This is a genomic window from Pasteurella bettyae CCUG 2042 (assembly GCF_000262245.1).
In the GTDB taxonomy this organism is placed as follows: Bacteria; Pseudomonadota; Gammaproteobacteria; order Enterobacterales; family Pasteurellaceae; genus Basfia; species Basfia bettyae.
The window spans coordinates 24,412-42,659 of sequence record NZ_AJSX01000010.1 but is presented as its reverse complement, the minus strand read 5'-3'; the positions used below and the strand labels follow the sequence as shown (position 1 = coordinate 42,659).

Sequence of the window (18,248 nt, the reverse complement as noted above, 5' to 3'; positions counted from 1 at the left end):
GGGAACAAAAATTTCTTTGCAACCTTTTTTTTAGAAAAATTTCAAAATTGTTTTTAAATGCTGTTTTTTTACTCGACTTACTTAGACTATCTATTAATTTAACTTCATTTTCAACTTAAACGTTTAACACAATTAACTCTTTAAATCCCCATAAATTAATCATATATTCAAATGTTTTATCTAACTCAAAAAGCTTAGTACAAAATATAAGATTTTGGGTATTGGTAGGTTTTGCTTGAATATCAATTGTTGATAAAAGATATTTAACCCGTTTTGCGATAGCATAACCAGGATCTAAAAAATACTTTACTTGAGGCAAACATAATTGGATTTCTTCTTTAATTAGAGGAAAATGAGTACATCCTAAAATAACTGAATCTAATTTATCCAATGCTATCCATGGTTCAAGTTCTTTTTTCAATGTAATCAAATCCACAGAATGTCCATGCAATTTTTGTTCAGCAATTTCTGCTAACTTAGTTGAACCAATTTTCTCTACTTTACAATTAGTCGCATATTTTTTAATAAGCTCATCAACATAAGATCTTTGGATGGTGCCTTTTGTTGCTAATAATCCAATTTGTTTGGTTTGTGAAATTTCTGTTGCAGGTTTTATCGCAGGGACAGTTCCGACGATAGGGATTGAGAAAGTTTCTCTCAAAGCGGGTAAGACCACAGTACTTGCTGTATTACAAGCAATTACGATGAGATCTAGAGGATAGGTTCCGTTAATTTTCCCACAAACAGTTAATGTTCTTTGGATAATTAATTCTTCACTTTTCTCTGAAAATGGAAAAAATGCATTATCAAAACAATACAGATAGTGGCAATTGGGCAAAAGCTCTTTTACTTCTCTGTATACACTAAATCCGCCCACACCAGAATCAAAGAAGAGAATAGTTGGTTGATTTTCTACCATTATGGTTTACCTATAAAATTTTCCAAAATATCACCGCACTTTTATGCATTGCTATAAATCTCACGGTTATTTAACCATCGTTTAATTAACAATTCAGAAAGTTCAGGATATTGGATAATAAGCTGTTTAGCATAATATTGTACGCTAGGTATCATTTTGCGATCTCGCATGAGATTGGCTATTTTAAATTCTGCTATACCTGTTTGCTTTGTACCTAAAACTTCACCAGGACCTCGAATTTCTAAATCTTTTTCAGATATTACAAACCCATCTTGGCTATCACGCAAGACTTGTAAACGTTTTTGTGAAATTTTTCCTAATGGCGGTTTATACATTAGTACACAGAAAGATGCAGTGCTCCCTCGTCCAACTCGCCCTCTGAGCTGATGAAGTTGTGATAACCCCAAGCGTTCTGCATTTTCAATAATCATTAAACTAGCATTGGGCACATCGACACCGACTTCAATCACTGTAGTTGCAACTAATAAATCTAATTCAGCAGCTTTAAAACTTGCCATAATGTTTTGTTTTTCAGCTGGCTTCATCCGGCCATGTACTAATCCAATACGTAAGTGCGGTAATGCTTTTTGTAAATCTTCTGCTGTTGCCTCTGCCGCCTGCGCTTCCAGTACTTCACTTTCATCTATTAAAGTGCAAACCCAGTACACTTGTCGATTTTCATTAGTACAAGCATTATGCACTCGAGCCACAATTTCTGCACGCCGTTCCTCTGATACAACCACTGTTTTAATTGGGGTCCGCCCTGGTGGTAATTCATCAATTATTGAGGTATCTAGATCAGCATAAACAGTCATTGCTAGCGTTCGAGGAATAGGTGTGGCAGTCATAATTAATTGATGTGGATAATAACCCGCACTTTCACCTTTTTCACGTAACATTAAACGTTGATGGACACCAAAACGATGCTGTTCATCAATGATGACGAGAGCTAAATCTGGAAATTCCACTTCTTCTTGAAATAATGCATGTGTTCCAACTACCATTTGTACATCTGCATTTTTAATCCGTTCAAGTTCAGTTTGACGTGCTTTACCTTTTACTTTACCCGCTAACCATCCTACTTGAATACCTAAAGGCTCAAACCAGCGACGAAAATTCTCTGCATGTTGTTCTGCTAAGATCTCAGTGGGTGCCATTAAAGCAACTTGTTTACCATTATCAATTGCCATTAATGCGGCAAGGGCTGCAACTAAAGTTTTTCCAGAGCCAACATCCCCCTGGACTAAACGCATCATCGGATAATTTTTCGATAAATCCTTTTCAATATCTTGTGTCACTCTTGCCTGAGCATTCGTTGGATGAAAAGGTAAATTATCAAGAAAACGTTGCTTCAAATCTGTTTGATAATGTAGAGGTAAGGCTGTAAATTGCTGTGTACCCAACCGCACTTTTTGCATCGCCAAGTTATGTGCTAATAATTCTTCAAAAATCAACCGCACTTGTGCTGGATGTTGCCCTTTTTCTAAGGTCTCCAAGGAAACATCTGGTGGAGGGCGATGTAAAAACCGAATCGCTTCTTTTAGACTAAATGGATAGGGATTAAATTCATTAGGTAAAATTTCTGCTACTTGAATTTTATCAAGTAAAGCTAATGCTTGATCCGTCAATTTACGTAATGAAGTTTGTTTCAATCCTTCTGTTGTAGAATAGATAGGTGTTAAGTTTTCTTCTAATTTAATAGGCTGATTATCTAGAATAATTTGATATTCAGGATGATGAATTTCAGCCATAAAACGCCCACGTTTAATTTCCCCAAAGGCTTTAACTCTAGTACCAATTTGGAAACTATTACGCATTCCTGCATTAAAATTAAAAAAACGTAACATAATTTTTGATGAACCATCTGACAAGCTCACCGTTAATATCGGACGACGTCCAAATTGTACTTCACAAGTTTGCACTAAACCTTCAATTGTAGCATATTCATCGGGACGTAAATCTAAAATAGGAGTAATACGAGTTCTATCTTCATAGCGTATAGGAAGATGAAATAATAAGTCTTGAAGATTATTAATGCCAATACGACTTAATTTCGCTGAAACAGCTGTCCCTACACCTGAAAGTGCAGTGAGAGGAACTACATCAAGAAGTTGGTTGTTCATACTAATCTATTCATTAATGTTACGTTGAACAGACTGAACACCAGAAAGGCTTTGAATCTTACGGATAATATATGCTAAATGTTTAGTATCTTTAGCCGTTAACGTCAAGGTAACTAGATACTCGTGCTCCTCTCCATTTTCTGTCCAAATACTATAAATATTACTTTTAGCTGAGGAAATTGCCGCCATTAAATTTGCTAATGCTTTAGGTTCATTCATGATCCTAATATTTAATTCTGTTTCAAATTCCGTGTAATCATCACAAGGTTCCCATTCAACTTTAATTTGCGGATCTTTTTGTAAGTTACGACGTTTTAAATTTGAACACAACTCATGGTGAATTACTAATCCCTTACCAGGTATTGAATAACCAATGATAGGATCACCAGGAATAGGATGACAGCATTTAGCAAAATCAATTAATAATCCTTCAATACCTTTAATAGGCAAACAAGCTTGATTATGAAGTTCTTCAACATTTTTCTCAATTTCAATAGGTTGACCACATAGATGGCGAGCAATTGTAGAACTTAATTGATTACCTAAACCAATCTCTGCTAATAAATCATCAAAATTATTGAGATTAAGTTGATCTAATAATTGATCGACTAATTTTTGATCCAAATCTTCGAATTGTTTGCCCGCCAAAACATGCAATAATTGGCGTTTACCTAGATTGACTGCTTCTTCATAACGTAAAGTTTTTAACGTTTGGCGAATTTTATTTCTCGCTCGCCCCGTCACTACAAAATTTAACCAGCTCTCATTTGGTGTCGCTGTTGGTGAGGTTATTATTTCTACTGTTTGCCCTGAACGTAGTGGTTGTGATAATGAATAAACTTCACGATCGACTTTTGCCCCAATACAAGTACTGCCAATTGAAGTATGTACGGCATAAGCGAAATCTATTGGTGTTGCTCCAGCAGGCAACTCAATAATACGCCCTTTAGGTGTAAACACATAAATTTCATCAGAAAATAAATCGGATTTAACACTTTCAATAAATTCAAAAGAATTACCCGCACTTTGCTGTAGCTCAATAATACTTTGTAACCAATGCTGTGCTTTAATTTGTGCTGTAGTACTATCATTTTTACCATCAGGTTTATAAATCCAGTGTGCAGTCACACCCAATTCGGCAATTAAATTCATTTCTTCAGTCCGAATTTGGATCTCAACAACGACACCTCTAGGTCCAATTGTGGAAGTATGCAACGCTTGATAACCATTAGCTTTAGGTACTGCAATATAATCTTTAATCATACCTGAACGAGGTTTGAACAAATTATGCATCTGCCCTAAGACTCGATAACAATTATCAACTGAATCTACGATAATACGAAAATTAGAAATATCCATAATCGAACGAAATTGTTGATTTTTTGACCGCATATTTTGATAAATATAAAATAGTGGTTTTTCTTCGATAAATACACGTGCTGGAATACCAACTTCGGATAATCTATTCTGAATAGATTCAAGTAAAGGATGAACTAATTCCTGACGAGTATTGCGTGCGATTTCAATCACTTTATTTAATACAGCATAACGTTGAGGATGCATGGCTTGGAAACATAAATCCTCTAATTCATTCTTTACACGCTCAATACCAAGACGATGAGCCAAAGGGCTGTAAATTTCTAAGGTTTCTTTCGCTATTCGACGACGTTTCTCTGGACGTAAAGCCCCTAAAGTACGCATATTATGGGTGCGGTCGGCTAATTTGATTAATACCACACGAATATCTTTCGTCATGGCTAAAATCATTTTACGGAAACTTTCTGCTTGAGCTTCTTGACGTGTTCTAAATTTTAATTTATCGAGTTTAGAAACACCATTGACAATTTCGGCAACACTTTTGCCAAATTCTTTCGTTAGCTGTTCTTCAGTATAAGGCGTATCTTCAATAACATCATGTAATAATGCTGCCATGATAGCTTCATGGTCTAAACGCATATCAGCAATAATTGATGCTACCGCTACAGGATGGGTAATATATGGCTCGCCACTTGAACGAAACTGACCTTCATGGGCATCTCGTGCAACCACAAAGGCTCGTTTAATTAGCTCAATGTGCTCTGGAAGTAAATAGTCTTGGATAATTTTGTCTAATGGTTCAAAAAGATACACGAGATACCTACCTTATTACAAAATGTCAGACAACGAGCCAACGAATAATAAAAATTTAACTATTCAGATAATAGAGAAACAGCGTTTAATTCTACTTTCTCTTGTTCTAATGCTTCCTGACGTTCTTGAGCATTCATAATGTCATTATCAATTAAACCTTTTTCAATTTCACGTAATGCGATAACTGTCGGTTTATCATTATCTTCTGGCACTAAAGGTTCACGAGCATGTAATTGTAATTGTCTTGCACGACGAGCCGCAGTTAAGATTAAATCAAAACGGTTGCCAATTTTTTCAACAGCATCTTGTACTGTTACACGAGCCATATTCTACTCCGTTGGGTTTATTACTAAGGATGATAAATAATTGAATTGTTTATATTACTAAAATATAACCTATTTTGCTAGTAATTGATTAATTAAGCCTTTATTTTGCTCACTTTGATAACTAATCGTCAATTTTTCTGCTCTCAAAATATGCTGTAGGTCTGTCAGTGCTTGGTTAAATTCATCATTGATAATCACATAATCATATTCATGATAATGTGAAATTTCATCTATGGCTTTTGACATACGTTCGGCAATCACTTCTGAACTATCCTGCCCACGTCCAATTAAACGCTTTTCTAATTCTGCTAAAGAAGGCGGAAGAATAAAAATACTTTTTACACTAGGTAATTTTTTACGAATTTGTTGTGCACCTTGCCAATCAATATCGAGAAATACATCAATTCCTTGTGCTAAATTTTCCTTAATTGCAGGAAGAGATGTGCCATAATAATTTCCCCCAAATACTTTAGCATATTCAAGAAAAACGCCATCTTTAATTAGTGCTTCAAATTCTTCTACAGTAACAAAATGATAATGTACGCTATTCTGTTCACCAGGGCGAGGTTTTCTTGTGGTATGAGAGACAGAAACCATCATTTTATGTGTAGTATCTTGTGCTAATAATGCTGATATGAGCGATGACTTCCCGGCTCCACTTGGCGCTGAAATGATATATAAATTTCCTTGAAACATAAAATTGACCTCTATAAAAATAGAGATCATTATGCCTATAATTCATAAAAAATACAGCGATTAGTGCGGTTATTTTTATAAAATTTTTATTTTATCTTACATTTATAAAAAACTATTTTTGTCAATACTCATTTCGTAACAAATATTAATGAAGAATATTGACATAGATCACAAAAAAACTATCTGCTCTCGTTTAACTCATAGTCTCGTTTCGAATATAAAAAAAACCATGTTATACTTCAAGAATGACGGGAAATTAGGCTAGTTTCTATGTTTGATGAACCGTGATAATTTTGTTTAACTTACATTATAGGTGAAAATCTTATGGCAATTAAAATTGGTATCAATGGTTTCGGCCGTATTGGTCGTATCGTATTTCGTGCAGCACAACAACGTGATGACATTGAAGTTGTAGGTATTAACGACTTAATTGACGTTGAATATATGGCATATATGTTAAAATACGATTCAACTCATGGTCGTTTTGACGGTTCAGTAGAAGTTAAAGATGGCAACTTAGTTGTTAATGGTAAAACAATCCGCGTAACAGCTGAACGTGATCCTGCAAACCTAAATTGGGGAGCAATCGGTGTTGATATCGCCGTTGAAGCAACTGGTTTATTCTTAACTGATGAAACAGCTCGTAAACACATCACTGCGGGTGCTAAAAAAGTTGTTATGACTGGTCCTTCAAAAGATGCAACTCCAATGTTCGTACGTGGTGTTAACTTCTCTGCATATGCAGGTCAAGACATCGTTTCAAACGCTTCATGTACAACTAACTGCTTAGCACCTTTAGCACGTGTTATTCATGAAACTTTCGGTATTAAAGATGGTTTAATGACAACAGTTCATGCAACTACAGCTACGCAAAAAACCGTAGATGGTCCATCAGCTAAAGACTGGCGTGGTGGTCGTGGTGCATCACAAAACATTATCCCTTCATCAACTGGTGCTGCTAAAGCCGTAGGTAAAGTATTACCGGCATTAAACGGTAAATTAACTGGTATGGCATTCCGTGTTCCTACGCCAAATGTCTCTGTTGTTGACTTAACAGTTAACTTAGAAAAACCAGCAGCATATGACGTAATCAAAAAAGCGATCAAGGATGCAGCTGAAGGTAAAACATTCAATGGCGAATTAAAAGGTGTTTTAGGCTATACTGAAGATGCTGTAGTTTCTACAGACTTTAACGGTTGTGCATTAACATCTATCTTTGATGCTGATGCAGGTATCGCATTAACAGATACATTTGTAAAATTAGTATCTTGGTACGATAACGAAACAGGTTATTCAAACAAAGTATTAGACTTAGTTGCTCACATTCATAACTACAAAGGTTAATCCTTTACTCGTCAATAAAACCGCTCATAATGAGCGGTTTTTTATTTACAGAATTTTTAGAATTTAATCCATAAAAAAACCGCACAAAAGTGCGGTTTAATTTCAATTAATTTTTCTTACCAGTGACTATGATGATGGTAACCATAACCAATACTAGGCACTAATACCACATTGCCAGGGTGATAACTACGACGAGTATTAAAACGCTCATCAGCAGCCTGCTTATCACTCACATTCATTGGCGTCTCTACTTCAGGTTGTTCTTTTACTTTTTTACTCACAGGCACAGTATTACCACTATAAACTTTGTTTTGATAAGCTTGTACTGATTGCATATCTAAAGGTGCTTGAGGTTGATATTCTGGCTGTGAAGAACAAGCTGACATGCCTAAAACAGCACTCCCTAATAAGATTATTTTTGCTTTCATTGAGTTATTCCAATATTCATTATTGACATATGACTGAAGATAAAATCTTTGTTTTATCTTTAACATTTCTCGTTGCAAGCCCACGTCCATATTTAGCTTCATCATCTTGTACTTGCTTAGATAAATTTGGATCATTAATATTAAACACAGGAGCATATTGCATATTTTTAGCTCCATTTTTATCTGATACATTAGCTCCAATTATACTTGCATAATACTCATTAGATGAATTTCCCATATAATAGGTTGTGGAATCTGTTAGATCCACACCATGTTGAGATTTAAATCCTCTGCAAATACCCGCACCTGATTCATAAATGGTATGAGAATTATGATTCTCGCTTATTTCATAAAGCTCAAATTCAATACTATTTGCTAATAAATGGGCATCATTTGAATTATCAGGATTTAAAGACTCTGAATTTTCTCTACTGACATAAGTTTTTTCTACTTTTTCATGCCCTGAACCAAAAATATTTGCTGAAATATCTTTTGCTTTAATAGTAGTTGCATCTTCTGAAATATGCACAGAAACATCTTTAGCAACACTATAGGTAGATAAAATCAATAATATCAATGAGATAGAAAATGTTAAGTTTCGCATTTTGACTCTACTATTGGTAAACAATCAAATTCATATAATTCTAGTGGTAAATTATCTGGATCCCTAAAAAAAGTAAATTTTTTACCAGTTAATTCATCAATGCGAATATCTTCGCATTCCACCTGCTTACTTCTTAGATATCGTACTGCTTCATCAATATCATCTACTTTAAATGCCAAATGACGTAATCCACAAGCCTCTGGATGGCTAAGCCGTTTGGGTGGATTGGGAAAAGAAAACAGTTCAAGTTGACTGCTATCTGGAAAACAAAGATCTAATTTATAACTATCACGAGAAGAACGATATGTTTCTTCTATTATTCTAGCACCTAAGATCTCAGTATAAAATGCCTTTGACTTTTGATAATCAGATACAATAATGGCGATATGATGGAATCCATTAAGCAACAATGCCATATTTTATATCCTTAATATAGCTAAAATTTAGCCTTTTCCTCATAATAGCATAAATATACTTCGAAAATAAATAACAAAAAATATTATTTATTTTCAATTGTAGGCACTAAAGTTTTATGCTTTTCTATCTCTTGTTCCGCTAATGCATCACGGGCAGAACGAATGCTTTTTTCAATTAAATCGCGTTTGGGATCATCTTGAGGTAATAATTTTAACATCATCGCCCAAGTTACCGCTGCCATTTTATAATCTTCATTTTCAAAATAATTAAAAGCTAATAAGCTTAATACTTGAAGGTTGCTATGATCTTTACGAATGACTTCTTTTAATAACTCACTACCTTTAGCCTTATCTGATGCATCTACAGAAAACATTAATGTTCTTGCATAAGACAACTTATATTCTGTATTTTCAGGCTGCAATTCTGATGCTTTAGCATAACTTGTATGAGCCAACTCGCCATTATTTAATGCCGTACCAAGTTGACCTAACATCCACCAATCATCAGCATTATTAGGAGATTTCATTAATTTAATGCGTAATGCAGTGGCAAATTGTTGTAATTCTTTATCATCTAGAGGTTTAGTTTGTTCCTCTTTAAGACGCTCATAGAAATAAGGCAATTTTTCATAACTTCTTGCCATCATTTCTTCTGATTGCCAGCCACCCACTTTAAAATAAGTTATTCCAGCAATAATTCCAAGGAATAAGAAACCAGAAACGAACCACAATTTACTATAAGATTTTTTATCTTGTTTATCTTCCATGTTTTCTGGAATATCTTCTAATAAAGATTGTTGCAATTCTGTTTTTAATTGCTCTACATGATCTAATAAACCTTGTTTTTCATCGTTTTCAATTTCTTTTAAACGATCAAAATATAATGCTTTATTTAAAGTATCTCGCTTTGTGTCTTGGTCATTCTTAGATGTATTGCGTAATAATGGGTAAAAACAAATTAATGCAATAATTAATGTAAAAATGACCGCAGTTATTCCAAAAGTCATTATTTATTCCTTATCTTTTAATAAAGTGTCTAAACGTTTTTGTTCTTCTATTGATAATGTTTGTGAAGCTAAATTTGTTGATTCAGACGCTTTAATAGAAACTGATTTTGATTTTTTACGGAATACAAAGCCTAATCCTAGTAAAACCAATAAAACAGGCAATACCCATAACAAAATAGTCGCCGCAGTAATGGGAGGATTATAAGTCACAAAATTACCATAACGCTCTACCATATATTGCACAACGTCTTGTTTAGACTTACCTTCTTGCAATAATTCAAATACTTTTTCACGCATATCAATGGCAATTACTGCATTAGAATCTGCAATATTATTATTTTGGCATTGTGGGCAACGTAATTCTTGCGTTAATGTATGATAGTCATTTTCTTGTTTTTCTGAGCTAAAATTAAAAGCATCAATAGCGGCAAAACTAGGCAAGCTCACAGCACCAATCATCACTAAAAGTGCGGTTAATTTTTTCATTATTTTGTCCCTTCTAATAATTTATTATAGATAGGTGCTAATGTTTCTTTCCAGATTTTATCAGTCACATCACCTGTATGGCGATAATGAATAATACCTTGTCCATCAACAATAAACGTTTCAGGTGCACCATAAACACCTAAATCAAGCGCTAATGAGCCTTTTTCATCTTTAATCACAAGCTTATAAGGATTATTCAAATCTTTAAGCCATTTAATCGCTTTATCCGTTTGATCTTTATAATCCACACCTATCATATTAATGCCTTGTTTAGCTAATTCATTTAAGTATTGATGTTCAGCGTAACAAGTAGGACACCACGTTGCCCAAACATTAATTAAAACAGGTTTACCTTGACGGAAAATTTCAGAAGTATATTGTTTATCCTCTAATAACCCTTGCATTGTTTTTTCAGGCACAGGTTTGCCAATTAAAGCAGATTCTAAATTCTTAGGGTCATCCCCAGCTGCATTACGTTGTAGTTGCACTACAAAAGCAATAACTAATGCAAGAAAAATAATTAAAGGAAGATAAAGTTTTTTATTCATTCTTATACCTAATTGAAGAACATCAATACGTAATGCATACGTACCTAATAAATAGCTATTTTTTCAGTAAGTTAGAAAATCTGTAACGACGGTCAAACATACAGAGTAAACCACCTAATGCCATAAATAAGCCGCCAAACCAAATCCAGCGAACAAAAGGCTTATAATATAAACGTAATGCCCAAGAGTTATCATCTAACTTTTCACCAAGTGCCACATAAAGATCTCGTGTAAATCCCCAATCAATTGCAGCTTCGGTCATAGACATACGGCTTACTGTATAGAAGCGTTTTTCAGCGTATAAAGTATTTTCGAGTTTTCCATCTTTGCTAATGTCTACTTTAGCTTTACCACCTATATAGTTTGGACCATTTGATGTTTCAACACCTTGGAATTTATATTGATAACCTGCAATTTCTACGGCATCACCAGTTTTCATGCGAACATCACGTTCAATATTAAAGTTTTGGCTAAAAGCTATGCCCCATACGGTCATTGCTACACCGAGGTGAGCCAACAACATTCCCCAATGTGATCGAGAAAGTTTAGTCATGCCTTCAATCAAACCAGTACGGTGAGTCGCTCGTTGTTTTAATTCATAAAAACTAAGTAAAACAATGATCACAACCATCATGCTGCCCAATACAACGCTGACAGTCAATTTGTTACCAATAAAATAAGGTAATGCAAAGCCCAAAATCACCATTAAAACTAAACTAATAATGACCGGTGTGTGAATTGCTGAAAATTCATCTCGACGCCATTTAACCAATGGACCAATACCTAATAATACAGCAAAAGGTGTCATAATAATTAGGAACATTTTATCAAAGAATGGTGCACCAATAGAAATGGAACCCAAACCAATTTGTTTATGTACTAATGGTAATAGCGTACCTAATAACACCACTGCAAGTGCGGTCATTAATAAAATATTATTAAGTAACAGCATAGATTCTCGAGAATAACGTTCAGCATTATCTCTTGAACGAATTTGACTCCCCTTATAAGCATAAAGTGTTAAAGAGCCCCCAATCACCACAATTAAATAGGCCAAAATATATAAGCCACGAGTAGGATCTGAAGCAAAGGTATGTACGGATACCAAGACGCCTGAACGGACTAAGAAGGTTCCCAATAAACATAATGAGAATGCTAAAATAGCAAGTAATACTGTCCAAGCCTTAAATGAACTACGTTTTTCAGTTACCGCTAATGAATGTAATAAGGCTGTTCCAGCTAGCCATGGCATTAATGAAGAGTTTTCTACAGGATCCCAAAACCAGAAGCCACCCCAGCCTAATTCATAGTAAGCCCAAAATGACCCTAAAGTGATACCTAGGGTTAGAAATATCCAAGCCGCCATTGTCCAAGGGCGAGACCAATGAGCCCAAGCGCTATCTAAACGTCCAGTGATTAAAGATGCGATAGCAAAAGCAAAAGCGACTGAGAAACCCACATACCCCATATAAAGCAATGGCGGATGAAAAATTAACCCCACATCCTGCAACATTGGATTTAACTCTCTACCATCTACAGGTAAATCAGGAAAAGTACGAATAAATGGATTTGAAGTAAAAATGATAAATATTAAAAATCCAACACTCACTAACCCCATAATACCCAGTACACGAGCGACGGCTTCTTGTGGTAGCTGTTTACTGAAAATAGCTACCGCTACACTCCATAAACTTAATAGCCAGATCCATAATAATAATGAGCCTTCATGCGATCCCCAAACTGCGGAAAGACGATATTCAACAGGTAATCGACTATTGGAGTTATTAACTACATATTGGATTGAAAAATCATTCACAGCAAAGGCATAAAATAATGCACCAAATGCTAAACTCAAACAGATAAATAATGCATAAGTCATTGGACGAGCCAATGACATAAGTTGTTTATTTCCTTTTTCAGCACCCCATAAAGGAAAATAGGCTAATAAAATAGATATTGCTAAGCCAAGTGCTAAAGAAAAATTACCTAACTCAGGAATCATTTACTACCTTCTTTTTGAGTATTTGCTTCAGTATTTAACATTTTTGCTGCACGATCTCGCTCACTTTCTCCATGCATATCCTTTTGAGTCACCCCAGCGCCTTTATGCACACTTTCTAATTTTTCACTAAGATCAGGTGGAACATAATTTTCATCATGCTTGGCTAATACTTCACTTGCCACTAATAAGGTTGGTTCTTTTAATACCCCTTGAACTACGATACCTTGCCCTTCACGAAATAAATCAGGCAAGATGCCTTCATATTCAACAGTAATTTCAGGTCCGATATCATCCACATTAAAGGTGACTTTTAAACTTTTTGGATCACGATGAACAGACCCTTCTACCACCATGCCGCCAACACGAATACGTTGTCCAACTTGAGGTATTGCATTAGGATCATTATTCTTTCCATTCACCACTTCTGAAGGCGTATAAAATAAATCAATATTTTGACGTAATGCATATAACACTAAAGAAGAAGCGATAGTTACACCGATTAAAACAAATAGAATTATTGTTAATCTTGATTTACGTCTTGGATTCATAGCTTGCCTCGGGATTGTGTTGCTTGTAAGCGTTGTTCACGTAGCTCTTCACGTTTAATTTCACGGAATACAGCAGCTTTACCATGATAACTTTGTACTGCAAAAATCAAAATTGAGATTAGAGAAATGCCATAAGAAAGCCATACATAAAAGCCATAGCCCCCCATATTAAGAAAATCACTCCAAGATTCAAAAAACATATATCACTCCTAAAATAATCATAAAATTTTTTTATTTCTGACCGCACTTTTGAGTGCATTCCACTACTTTACTAAAGCTTTTACCCAAGGGCGTTTGCTATCTTCTTTTAATAGTTCTACTCGATAACGCACTAAGGTAAGCCAAATAGTTAATGCCATAAACCCAAAAATACTTAAAATCAATGGAATTAACATTGGTGTAGCAATTGAAGGTTTCTCAAACTTAGTGATGCTTGCACCCTGATGCAGGGTATTCCACCACTCTACTGAGAAATGAATAATAGGCAAATTAATCACCCCAACAATACATAAAATAGCTGCGGCTTTCATACCTGTTGCACGATCTTGGAAAGCCGAATATAACGCCATCACACCTAAATAGAGAAAAAATAAAATAAGTTCAGCCGTTAAGCGGGCATCCCATACCCACCATGTACCCCACATTGGTTTTCCCCAAATTGCGCCAGTGACTAATGCAAGAAAAGTAAATAATGCCCCAATAGGCGCCATTGCAATCACTGATAAATGAGCATTTTTAACTTGCCATACTAAACCAATAATGGCAGCCACCGCCATTGAACCATATACACACATTGACCAAATTGCGCTCGGTACATGCACATACATAATACGGAAACTATTACCTTGTTGATAATCTGCTGGTGCAAATGCTAAGCCCCAAACAAAAGCAATCGCTAATAAAGCAATAGCAATGAAGGCAAAAAATGGAATAAATTTTCCACATAAATAATATTGCGTTTCAGATTTTGCGTAAGGATGTAACCACTTCCACATGTTCTATTCCTTTCATTATTGGTCTAAACTAATTCTTAATGCAGAGGCAATAGCAAAAGGTGATAAAGTCATCGCTGCGGCGAGAATCGCACCTAAAATAGCTAAAGGGCCACTATAAGATAAATTTAAAGTTGCAGCATCTAATACAGAAGCTGAGAAAATTAATACTGGAATAAATAAAGGAATCACAAGCAAACTTAATAATACTCCACCTTTACGTAATCCAACGGTTAATGCGACCCCAATTGCTCCAATGCAACTAAGAATAGGGGTACCAACTAATAAGGTTAATACTAACGCCCACCAAATATTTATCTCTAAAGAAAGCAATAATGCTGCGATAGGTGATAATAAAATTAATGGTAATCCTGTTAACAACCAATGAGCTAACACTTTTGCTAATGCAGTTAAAGCCAAAGGCTGGGCTGTAAGCATTAATTGTTCTAATGAACCATCCATAAAATCATCACGAAATAATCTTTCAAAAGATAATAAGGCTGAAAGTAATGCTGCCACCCATGCGATTCCTGGGGCAATTTTCGCAAGTAAAATAGGATCAGGCCCAATTACTAATGGAAATAATGTAATTACAATTAAAAAGAACCATAGCGGATTAAGTATTTCCGCTTGTTTGCGCATGGCAATACGTAGTTCACGTTTAATTATTTCAAAAAAAATCATTAGTTCTCTAAATATTTATATTCAGCTAAGTTTAGGTTTTTTAATTTCGTACTTGGCACTTCTTGATGACTAGTTAAAACTACTATTCCGCCATCAGCCGCATGCTTTTCAAATAACTCAGTAAGCACTTTCACACCATTTTTATCAATTGCATTAAAGGGTTCATCTAGAATCCATAATGGTGCTTGAGAAGGCCATAAACGGGCTAAAGCAATACGCTTTTGTTGGCCTGCTGAAAGTTGACTTGCAACAATATCTTCACGCCCTAACAAACCAACCAGTGCTAAAATATCCCACAAAATCGTATCACCTTGAACGCAAGGTGTTATTTGTTGATAAAACTTTAAGTTTTCCCAAGCGGTCAATTCAGGTTTAATACCCGCATTATGACCTAAATAAAGTAAGTTATAATGATAGTCTTCCCGACACTTATAAATTTCTTGAGAATTCCACCGCACTTTTCCCGCATTTGGCTTAGCTAATCCTGCTAAAATGCGTAGTAAACTCGTTTTACCGATTCCGTTATGCCCTTCAATTTGAATAAAATCTCCTGATTGTAAGATTAGAGATAAATCAGTAAAAAGTAATTTATCACCGCGCTGACAAGATAACTGTTCAATTTCTAATTTATTCATAGATTAAACTACGTGGACTAAACGAAAAAATAGTTAAAGAATAATACCATAACCTTTTCTTTTGTCGTAACAATTAATCTAATAAGTAACTACCTATTTAGAGTTGAATTAAGGCATTTTTGATTTAGCTCAAAGCTTAGTTATGAATGATTATCATCTGTCTGAAGAATTGATCATATTTAGGGTTATTTTTAGTAATTTGAATAAAGAAAATTGCAATTTTTCAAAAATTCATAGAAAAAAATTATAAATAGCAATTAGAAAAAATACTGGCATAAAAAAACAAGCTTACAAAAACAACCAGTTTAAAACTCTAAAAAATTATCAATAAATAGTTTTTAACACTATTTAAGTTCTAAAAAAACGCCACAAAAACAAACAATTATCTAAAAAATAGTTTGACATCTAGTTTTAATAAAGTAAGATGAAATCGTTTTCAAATTAAGGCTGTATCGTTTTAGATGCAATAATTAGAATGAATCAAGGATTTTTTCTTTATGTTTAATAACTCTTCTTTATTACTCAGCTTATTACTCCTCTCACATTTTGTGTGCGGCTAATAAGTTGTGGAAAAAAGAAAGTAAATATAAAGATTCCATAAATATAAACCCGCACTCAACGTAGCGGGTTTTTTCATAAAAAAATCTTGAAAATCTACCGCACTTTAGAGCGTGAATTAATCAAGAGGATGATTATCATGGCGAATAATAATGGCATTATTTTTGACACCACATTGCGTGATGGTGAACAAGCATTAAAAGCAAGCTTGACCGTCAAGGAAAAACTACAAATTGCATTAGCTTTAGAACGCTTAGGTGTAGATGTGATGGAAGTGGGTTTTCCGGTATCCTCACAAGGTGATTTTGAATCTGTACAAACTATCGCAGCTAATATTAAAAACTCCGTAGTATGTGGCTTATCTCGTGCGATTTCAAAAGATATTGATGCAGCTTATGAGGCATTAAAAAATGCCGAAAGATATCGTATTCATACTTTCATTGCTAGTTCTGCATTACATGTTGAAGCTAAATTAAAGCGTTCATTTGATGATGTGGTTGAAATGGCTGTAAGTGCAGTAAAACGTGCTCGTGGTTATACCAATGATGTTGAGTTCTCATGCGAAGATGCTGGACGTACTGGGATTGATAATATCTGTCGTATTGTTGAAGCCGCTATTAATGCGGGTGCAACAACGGTAAATATTCCTGATACAGTGGGTTACTGCTTACCCACTGAATACGGAAATATTATAAACCAAGTAAGAAACCGTGTTCCTAATATTGATAAAGCAATTATTTCTGTGCACTGCCACAATGACTTAGGTATGGCAACGGCAAACTCATTAACTGCCATACAAAATGGTGCTCGTCAAATTGAATGTACCATTAATGGTATCGGTGAACGTGCAGGCAATACTGCATTAGAAGAAGTGGTGATGGCAATTAAAACTCGCCAAGAATTGTTTGGTGTTGATACAAAAATCAATACTCAAGAAATTCACCGAGTGAGCCAAATGGTAAGTCAATTATGCAACATGCCTATTCAACCCAATAAAGCGATTGTAGGTTCGAATGCCTTTGCTCATTCGTCTGGAATTCACCAAGATGGCATGTTGAAAAATAAAAATACTTACGAAATCATGTCACCTGAAACGATTGGCTTAAGAAAAGAGAAGTTAAACTTAACTGCTCGTTCTGGTCGTGCTGCGGTGAAAGGTCATATGGCAGACATGGGCTACTCAGAAAAAGATTATGATTTAGATAAATTGTACGAAGCTTTCTTAAAATTAGCAGATAAGAAAGGACAAGTATTTGATTATGACTTGGAAGCATTAGCATTTATTGATATGCAACAAGGCGATGAAGATCGTTTGACTTTAGATGTAATTACTTCACAAACCTTAAGTGGTTTGCCTGCATCAGCATTTGTGCAAGTTGAGTTAGATGGTAAACGAATAAATCAAGCATCAAATGGCGGAAATGGGCCTGTAGATGCGGTTTATAACGCCATTATGCAAATTGTTGGAATGAACTTACAAATGACCCATTATAACTTAACCGCTAAAGGTGATGGTGCTGAAGCACTTGGACAAGTGGATATTGTGGTGGAATATCAAGGTCGAAAATTTCACGGTGTAGGGTTAGCCACTGATATCGTTGAATCTTCTGCAAGAGCATTAATTCATGCTATCAATACAATTTATCGTTCGCAAAAAGTGGCTGATTTGACAAAGGATTTGAAACATTAATTTAAAATCTTTCTCAATCTCTCTTTATCAAAGAAGTGGAAGAAGGTGGGAAGATAAATTTATTTACGGAAATGTTCTTTCTTTTGTAACAGTAGTTAAATGAAATTTAAAA

At 34.9% G+C, this 18,248-nt stretch carries 19 protein-coding genes; 2 read left to right on the top strand and 17 right to left on the bottom strand.

All coding sequences use genetic code 11. The features are described from left to right. Nucleotides 1-115 precede the first annotated feature (115 nt). The 5 genes from murI to gmk all read right to left on the bottom strand — a co-directional run bounded on the left by murI (nucleotide 116) and on the right by gmk (nucleotide 6,194). Entirely contained in the window at nucleotides 116-919 is an 804-nt protein-coding gene (gene murI / locus HMPREF1052_RS02970) for a glutamate racemase (RefSeq protein WP_005759459.1), read from the bottom strand. Nucleotides 920-960: 41 nt separating this feature from the next. Continuing rightward, the gene (gene recG, locus HMPREF1052_RS02965) at nucleotides 961-3,042 is read right to left on the bottom strand and encodes an ATP-dependent DNA helicase RecG (protein WP_005759472.1); all 2,082 of its coding nucleotides are present in this window, start codon (nucleotides 3,040-3,042) and stop codon (nucleotides 961-963) included. Nucleotides 3,043-3,048: 6 nt separating this feature from the next. Next, nucleotides 3,049-5,172: a bifunctional GTP diphosphokinase/guanosine-3',5'-bis pyrophosphate 3'-pyrophosphohydrolase gene (spoT, locus tag HMPREF1052_RS02960; RefSeq protein WP_005759440.1), complete on the bottom strand. Its 2,124-nt coding sequence runs from the start codon at nucleotides 5,170-5,172 to the stop codon at nucleotides 3,049-3,051. 59 nt (nucleotides 5,173-5,231) lie between these two features. Continuing rightward, on the bottom strand, nucleotides 5,232-5,498 hold the full coding sequence (gene rpoZ, locus HMPREF1052_RS02955; RefSeq protein WP_005759417.1) for a DNA-directed RNA polymerase subunit omega: 267 nt from the start codon (nucleotides 5,496-5,498) through the stop codon (nucleotides 5,232-5,234). Nucleotides 5,499-5,567: 69 nt separating this feature from the next. Beyond that, nucleotides 5,568-6,194: a guanylate kinase gene (gene gmk / locus HMPREF1052_RS02950; protein WP_005759420.1), complete on the bottom strand. Its 627-nt coding sequence runs from the start codon at nucleotides 6,192-6,194 to the stop codon at nucleotides 5,568-5,570. Between the two features lie 324 nt (nucleotides 6,195-6,518). On the opposite strand from gmk, the gene gap reads away from it, so the two are divergent. Next, on the top strand, nucleotides 6,519-7,538 hold the full coding sequence (gap, locus tag HMPREF1052_RS02945; protein WP_005759405.1) for a type I glyceraldehyde-3-phosphate dehydrogenase: 1,020 nt from the start codon (nucleotides 6,519-6,521) through the stop codon (nucleotides 7,536-7,538). A gap of 116 nt (nucleotides 7,539-7,654) precedes the next feature. Here the strand turns inward: gap and HMPREF1052_RS02940 are convergent, their stop codons facing one another. The 12 genes from HMPREF1052_RS02940 to ccmA form a co-directional block, all read right to left on the bottom strand. Then, nucleotides 7,655-7,966: a YajG family lipoprotein gene (locus tag HMPREF1052_RS02940; RefSeq protein ID WP_005759432.1), complete on the bottom strand. Its 312-nt coding sequence runs from the start codon at nucleotides 7,964-7,966 to the stop codon at nucleotides 7,655-7,657. Nucleotides 7,967-7,985: 19 nt separating this feature from the next. Continuing rightward, nucleotides 7,986-8,570, bottom strand: coding sequence for a hypothetical protein (locus HMPREF1052_RS02935; RefSeq protein ID WP_005759397.1), 585 nt, complete (start codon nucleotides 8,568-8,570; stop codon nucleotides 7,986-7,988). Further along, entirely contained in the window at nucleotides 8,558-8,986 is a 429-nt protein-coding gene (gene gloA2 / locus HMPREF1052_RS02930; RefSeq protein ID WP_005759446.1) for an SMU1112c/YaeR family gloxylase I-like metalloprotein, read from the bottom strand. The genes HMPREF1052_RS02935 and gloA2 overlap by 13 nt, the downstream gene beginning before the upstream one ends. An 83-nt stretch (nucleotides 8,987-9,069) precedes the next feature. Further along, a complete protein-coding gene (gene ccmI, locus HMPREF1052_RS02925) occupies nucleotides 9,070-9,993 on the bottom strand; it encodes a c-type cytochrome biogenesis protein CcmI (RefSeq protein WP_005759430.1) in 924 nt (307 codons plus the stop codon). A 3-nt stretch (nucleotides 9,994-9,996) separates the two neighbouring features. After that, complete coding sequence (locus HMPREF1052_RS02920; protein ID WP_005759401.1) at nucleotides 9,997-10,479, bottom strand: cytochrome c-type biogenesis protein; 483 nt, start codon at nucleotides 10,477-10,479, stop codon at nucleotides 9,997-9,999. Continuing rightward, a complete protein-coding gene (locus HMPREF1052_RS02915) occupies nucleotides 10,479-11,027 on the bottom strand; it encodes a DsbE family thiol:disulfide interchange protein (RefSeq protein WP_005759457.1) in 549 nt (182 codons plus the stop codon). Before HMPREF1052_RS02915 ends, HMPREF1052_RS02920 begins: the two co-directional genes overlap by 1 nt. A 55-nt stretch (nucleotides 11,028-11,082) precedes the next feature. Beyond that, on the bottom strand, nucleotides 11,083-13,029 hold the full coding sequence (locus HMPREF1052_RS02910; RefSeq protein WP_005759407.1) for a heme lyase CcmF/NrfE family subunit: 1,947 nt from the start codon (nucleotides 13,027-13,029) through the stop codon (nucleotides 11,083-11,085). Further along, nucleotides 13,026-13,577, bottom strand: a complete 552-nt coding sequence (gene ccmE, locus HMPREF1052_RS02905) for a cytochrome c maturation protein CcmE (protein ID WP_005759451.1) — start codon at nucleotides 13,575-13,577, stop codon at nucleotides 13,026-13,028. The genes HMPREF1052_RS02910 and ccmE overlap by 4 nt, the downstream gene beginning before the upstream one ends. Then, nucleotides 13,574-13,777: a heme exporter protein CcmD gene (ccmD, locus tag HMPREF1052_RS02900; RefSeq protein WP_005759463.1), complete on the bottom strand. Its 204-nt coding sequence runs from the start codon at nucleotides 13,775-13,777 to the stop codon at nucleotides 13,574-13,576. The genes ccmE and ccmD overlap by 4 nt, the downstream gene beginning before the upstream one ends. 63 nt (nucleotides 13,778-13,840) lie before the next feature. Then, nucleotides 13,841-14,572 (bottom strand): heme ABC transporter permease, encoded by a 732-nt coding sequence (locus HMPREF1052_RS02895; protein WP_005759444.1) that lies wholly within the window; start codon nucleotides 14,570-14,572, stop codon nucleotides 13,841-13,843. Nucleotides 14,573-14,587: 15 nt separating this feature from the next. Continuing rightward, on the bottom strand, nucleotides 14,588-15,253 hold the full coding sequence (gene ccmB, locus HMPREF1052_RS02890; protein WP_005759475.1) for a heme exporter protein CcmB: 666 nt from the start codon (nucleotides 15,251-15,253) through the stop codon (nucleotides 14,588-14,590). Continuing rightward, nucleotides 15,253-15,888: a cytochrome c biogenesis heme-transporting ATPase CcmA gene (gene ccmA / locus HMPREF1052_RS02885; protein ID WP_005759434.1), complete on the bottom strand. Its 636-nt coding sequence runs from the start codon at nucleotides 15,886-15,888 to the stop codon at nucleotides 15,253-15,255. The genes ccmB and ccmA overlap by 1 nt, the downstream gene beginning before the upstream one ends. 697 nt (nucleotides 15,889-16,585) lie before the next feature. On the opposite strand from ccmA, the gene leuA reads away from it, so the two are divergent. Continuing rightward, on the top strand, nucleotides 16,586-18,136 hold the full coding sequence (gene leuA, locus HMPREF1052_RS02880; RefSeq protein ID WP_005759468.1) for a 2-isopropylmalate synthase: 1,551 nt from the start codon (nucleotides 16,586-16,588) through the stop codon (nucleotides 18,134-18,136). Nucleotides 18,137-18,248 lie beyond the last annotated feature (112 nt).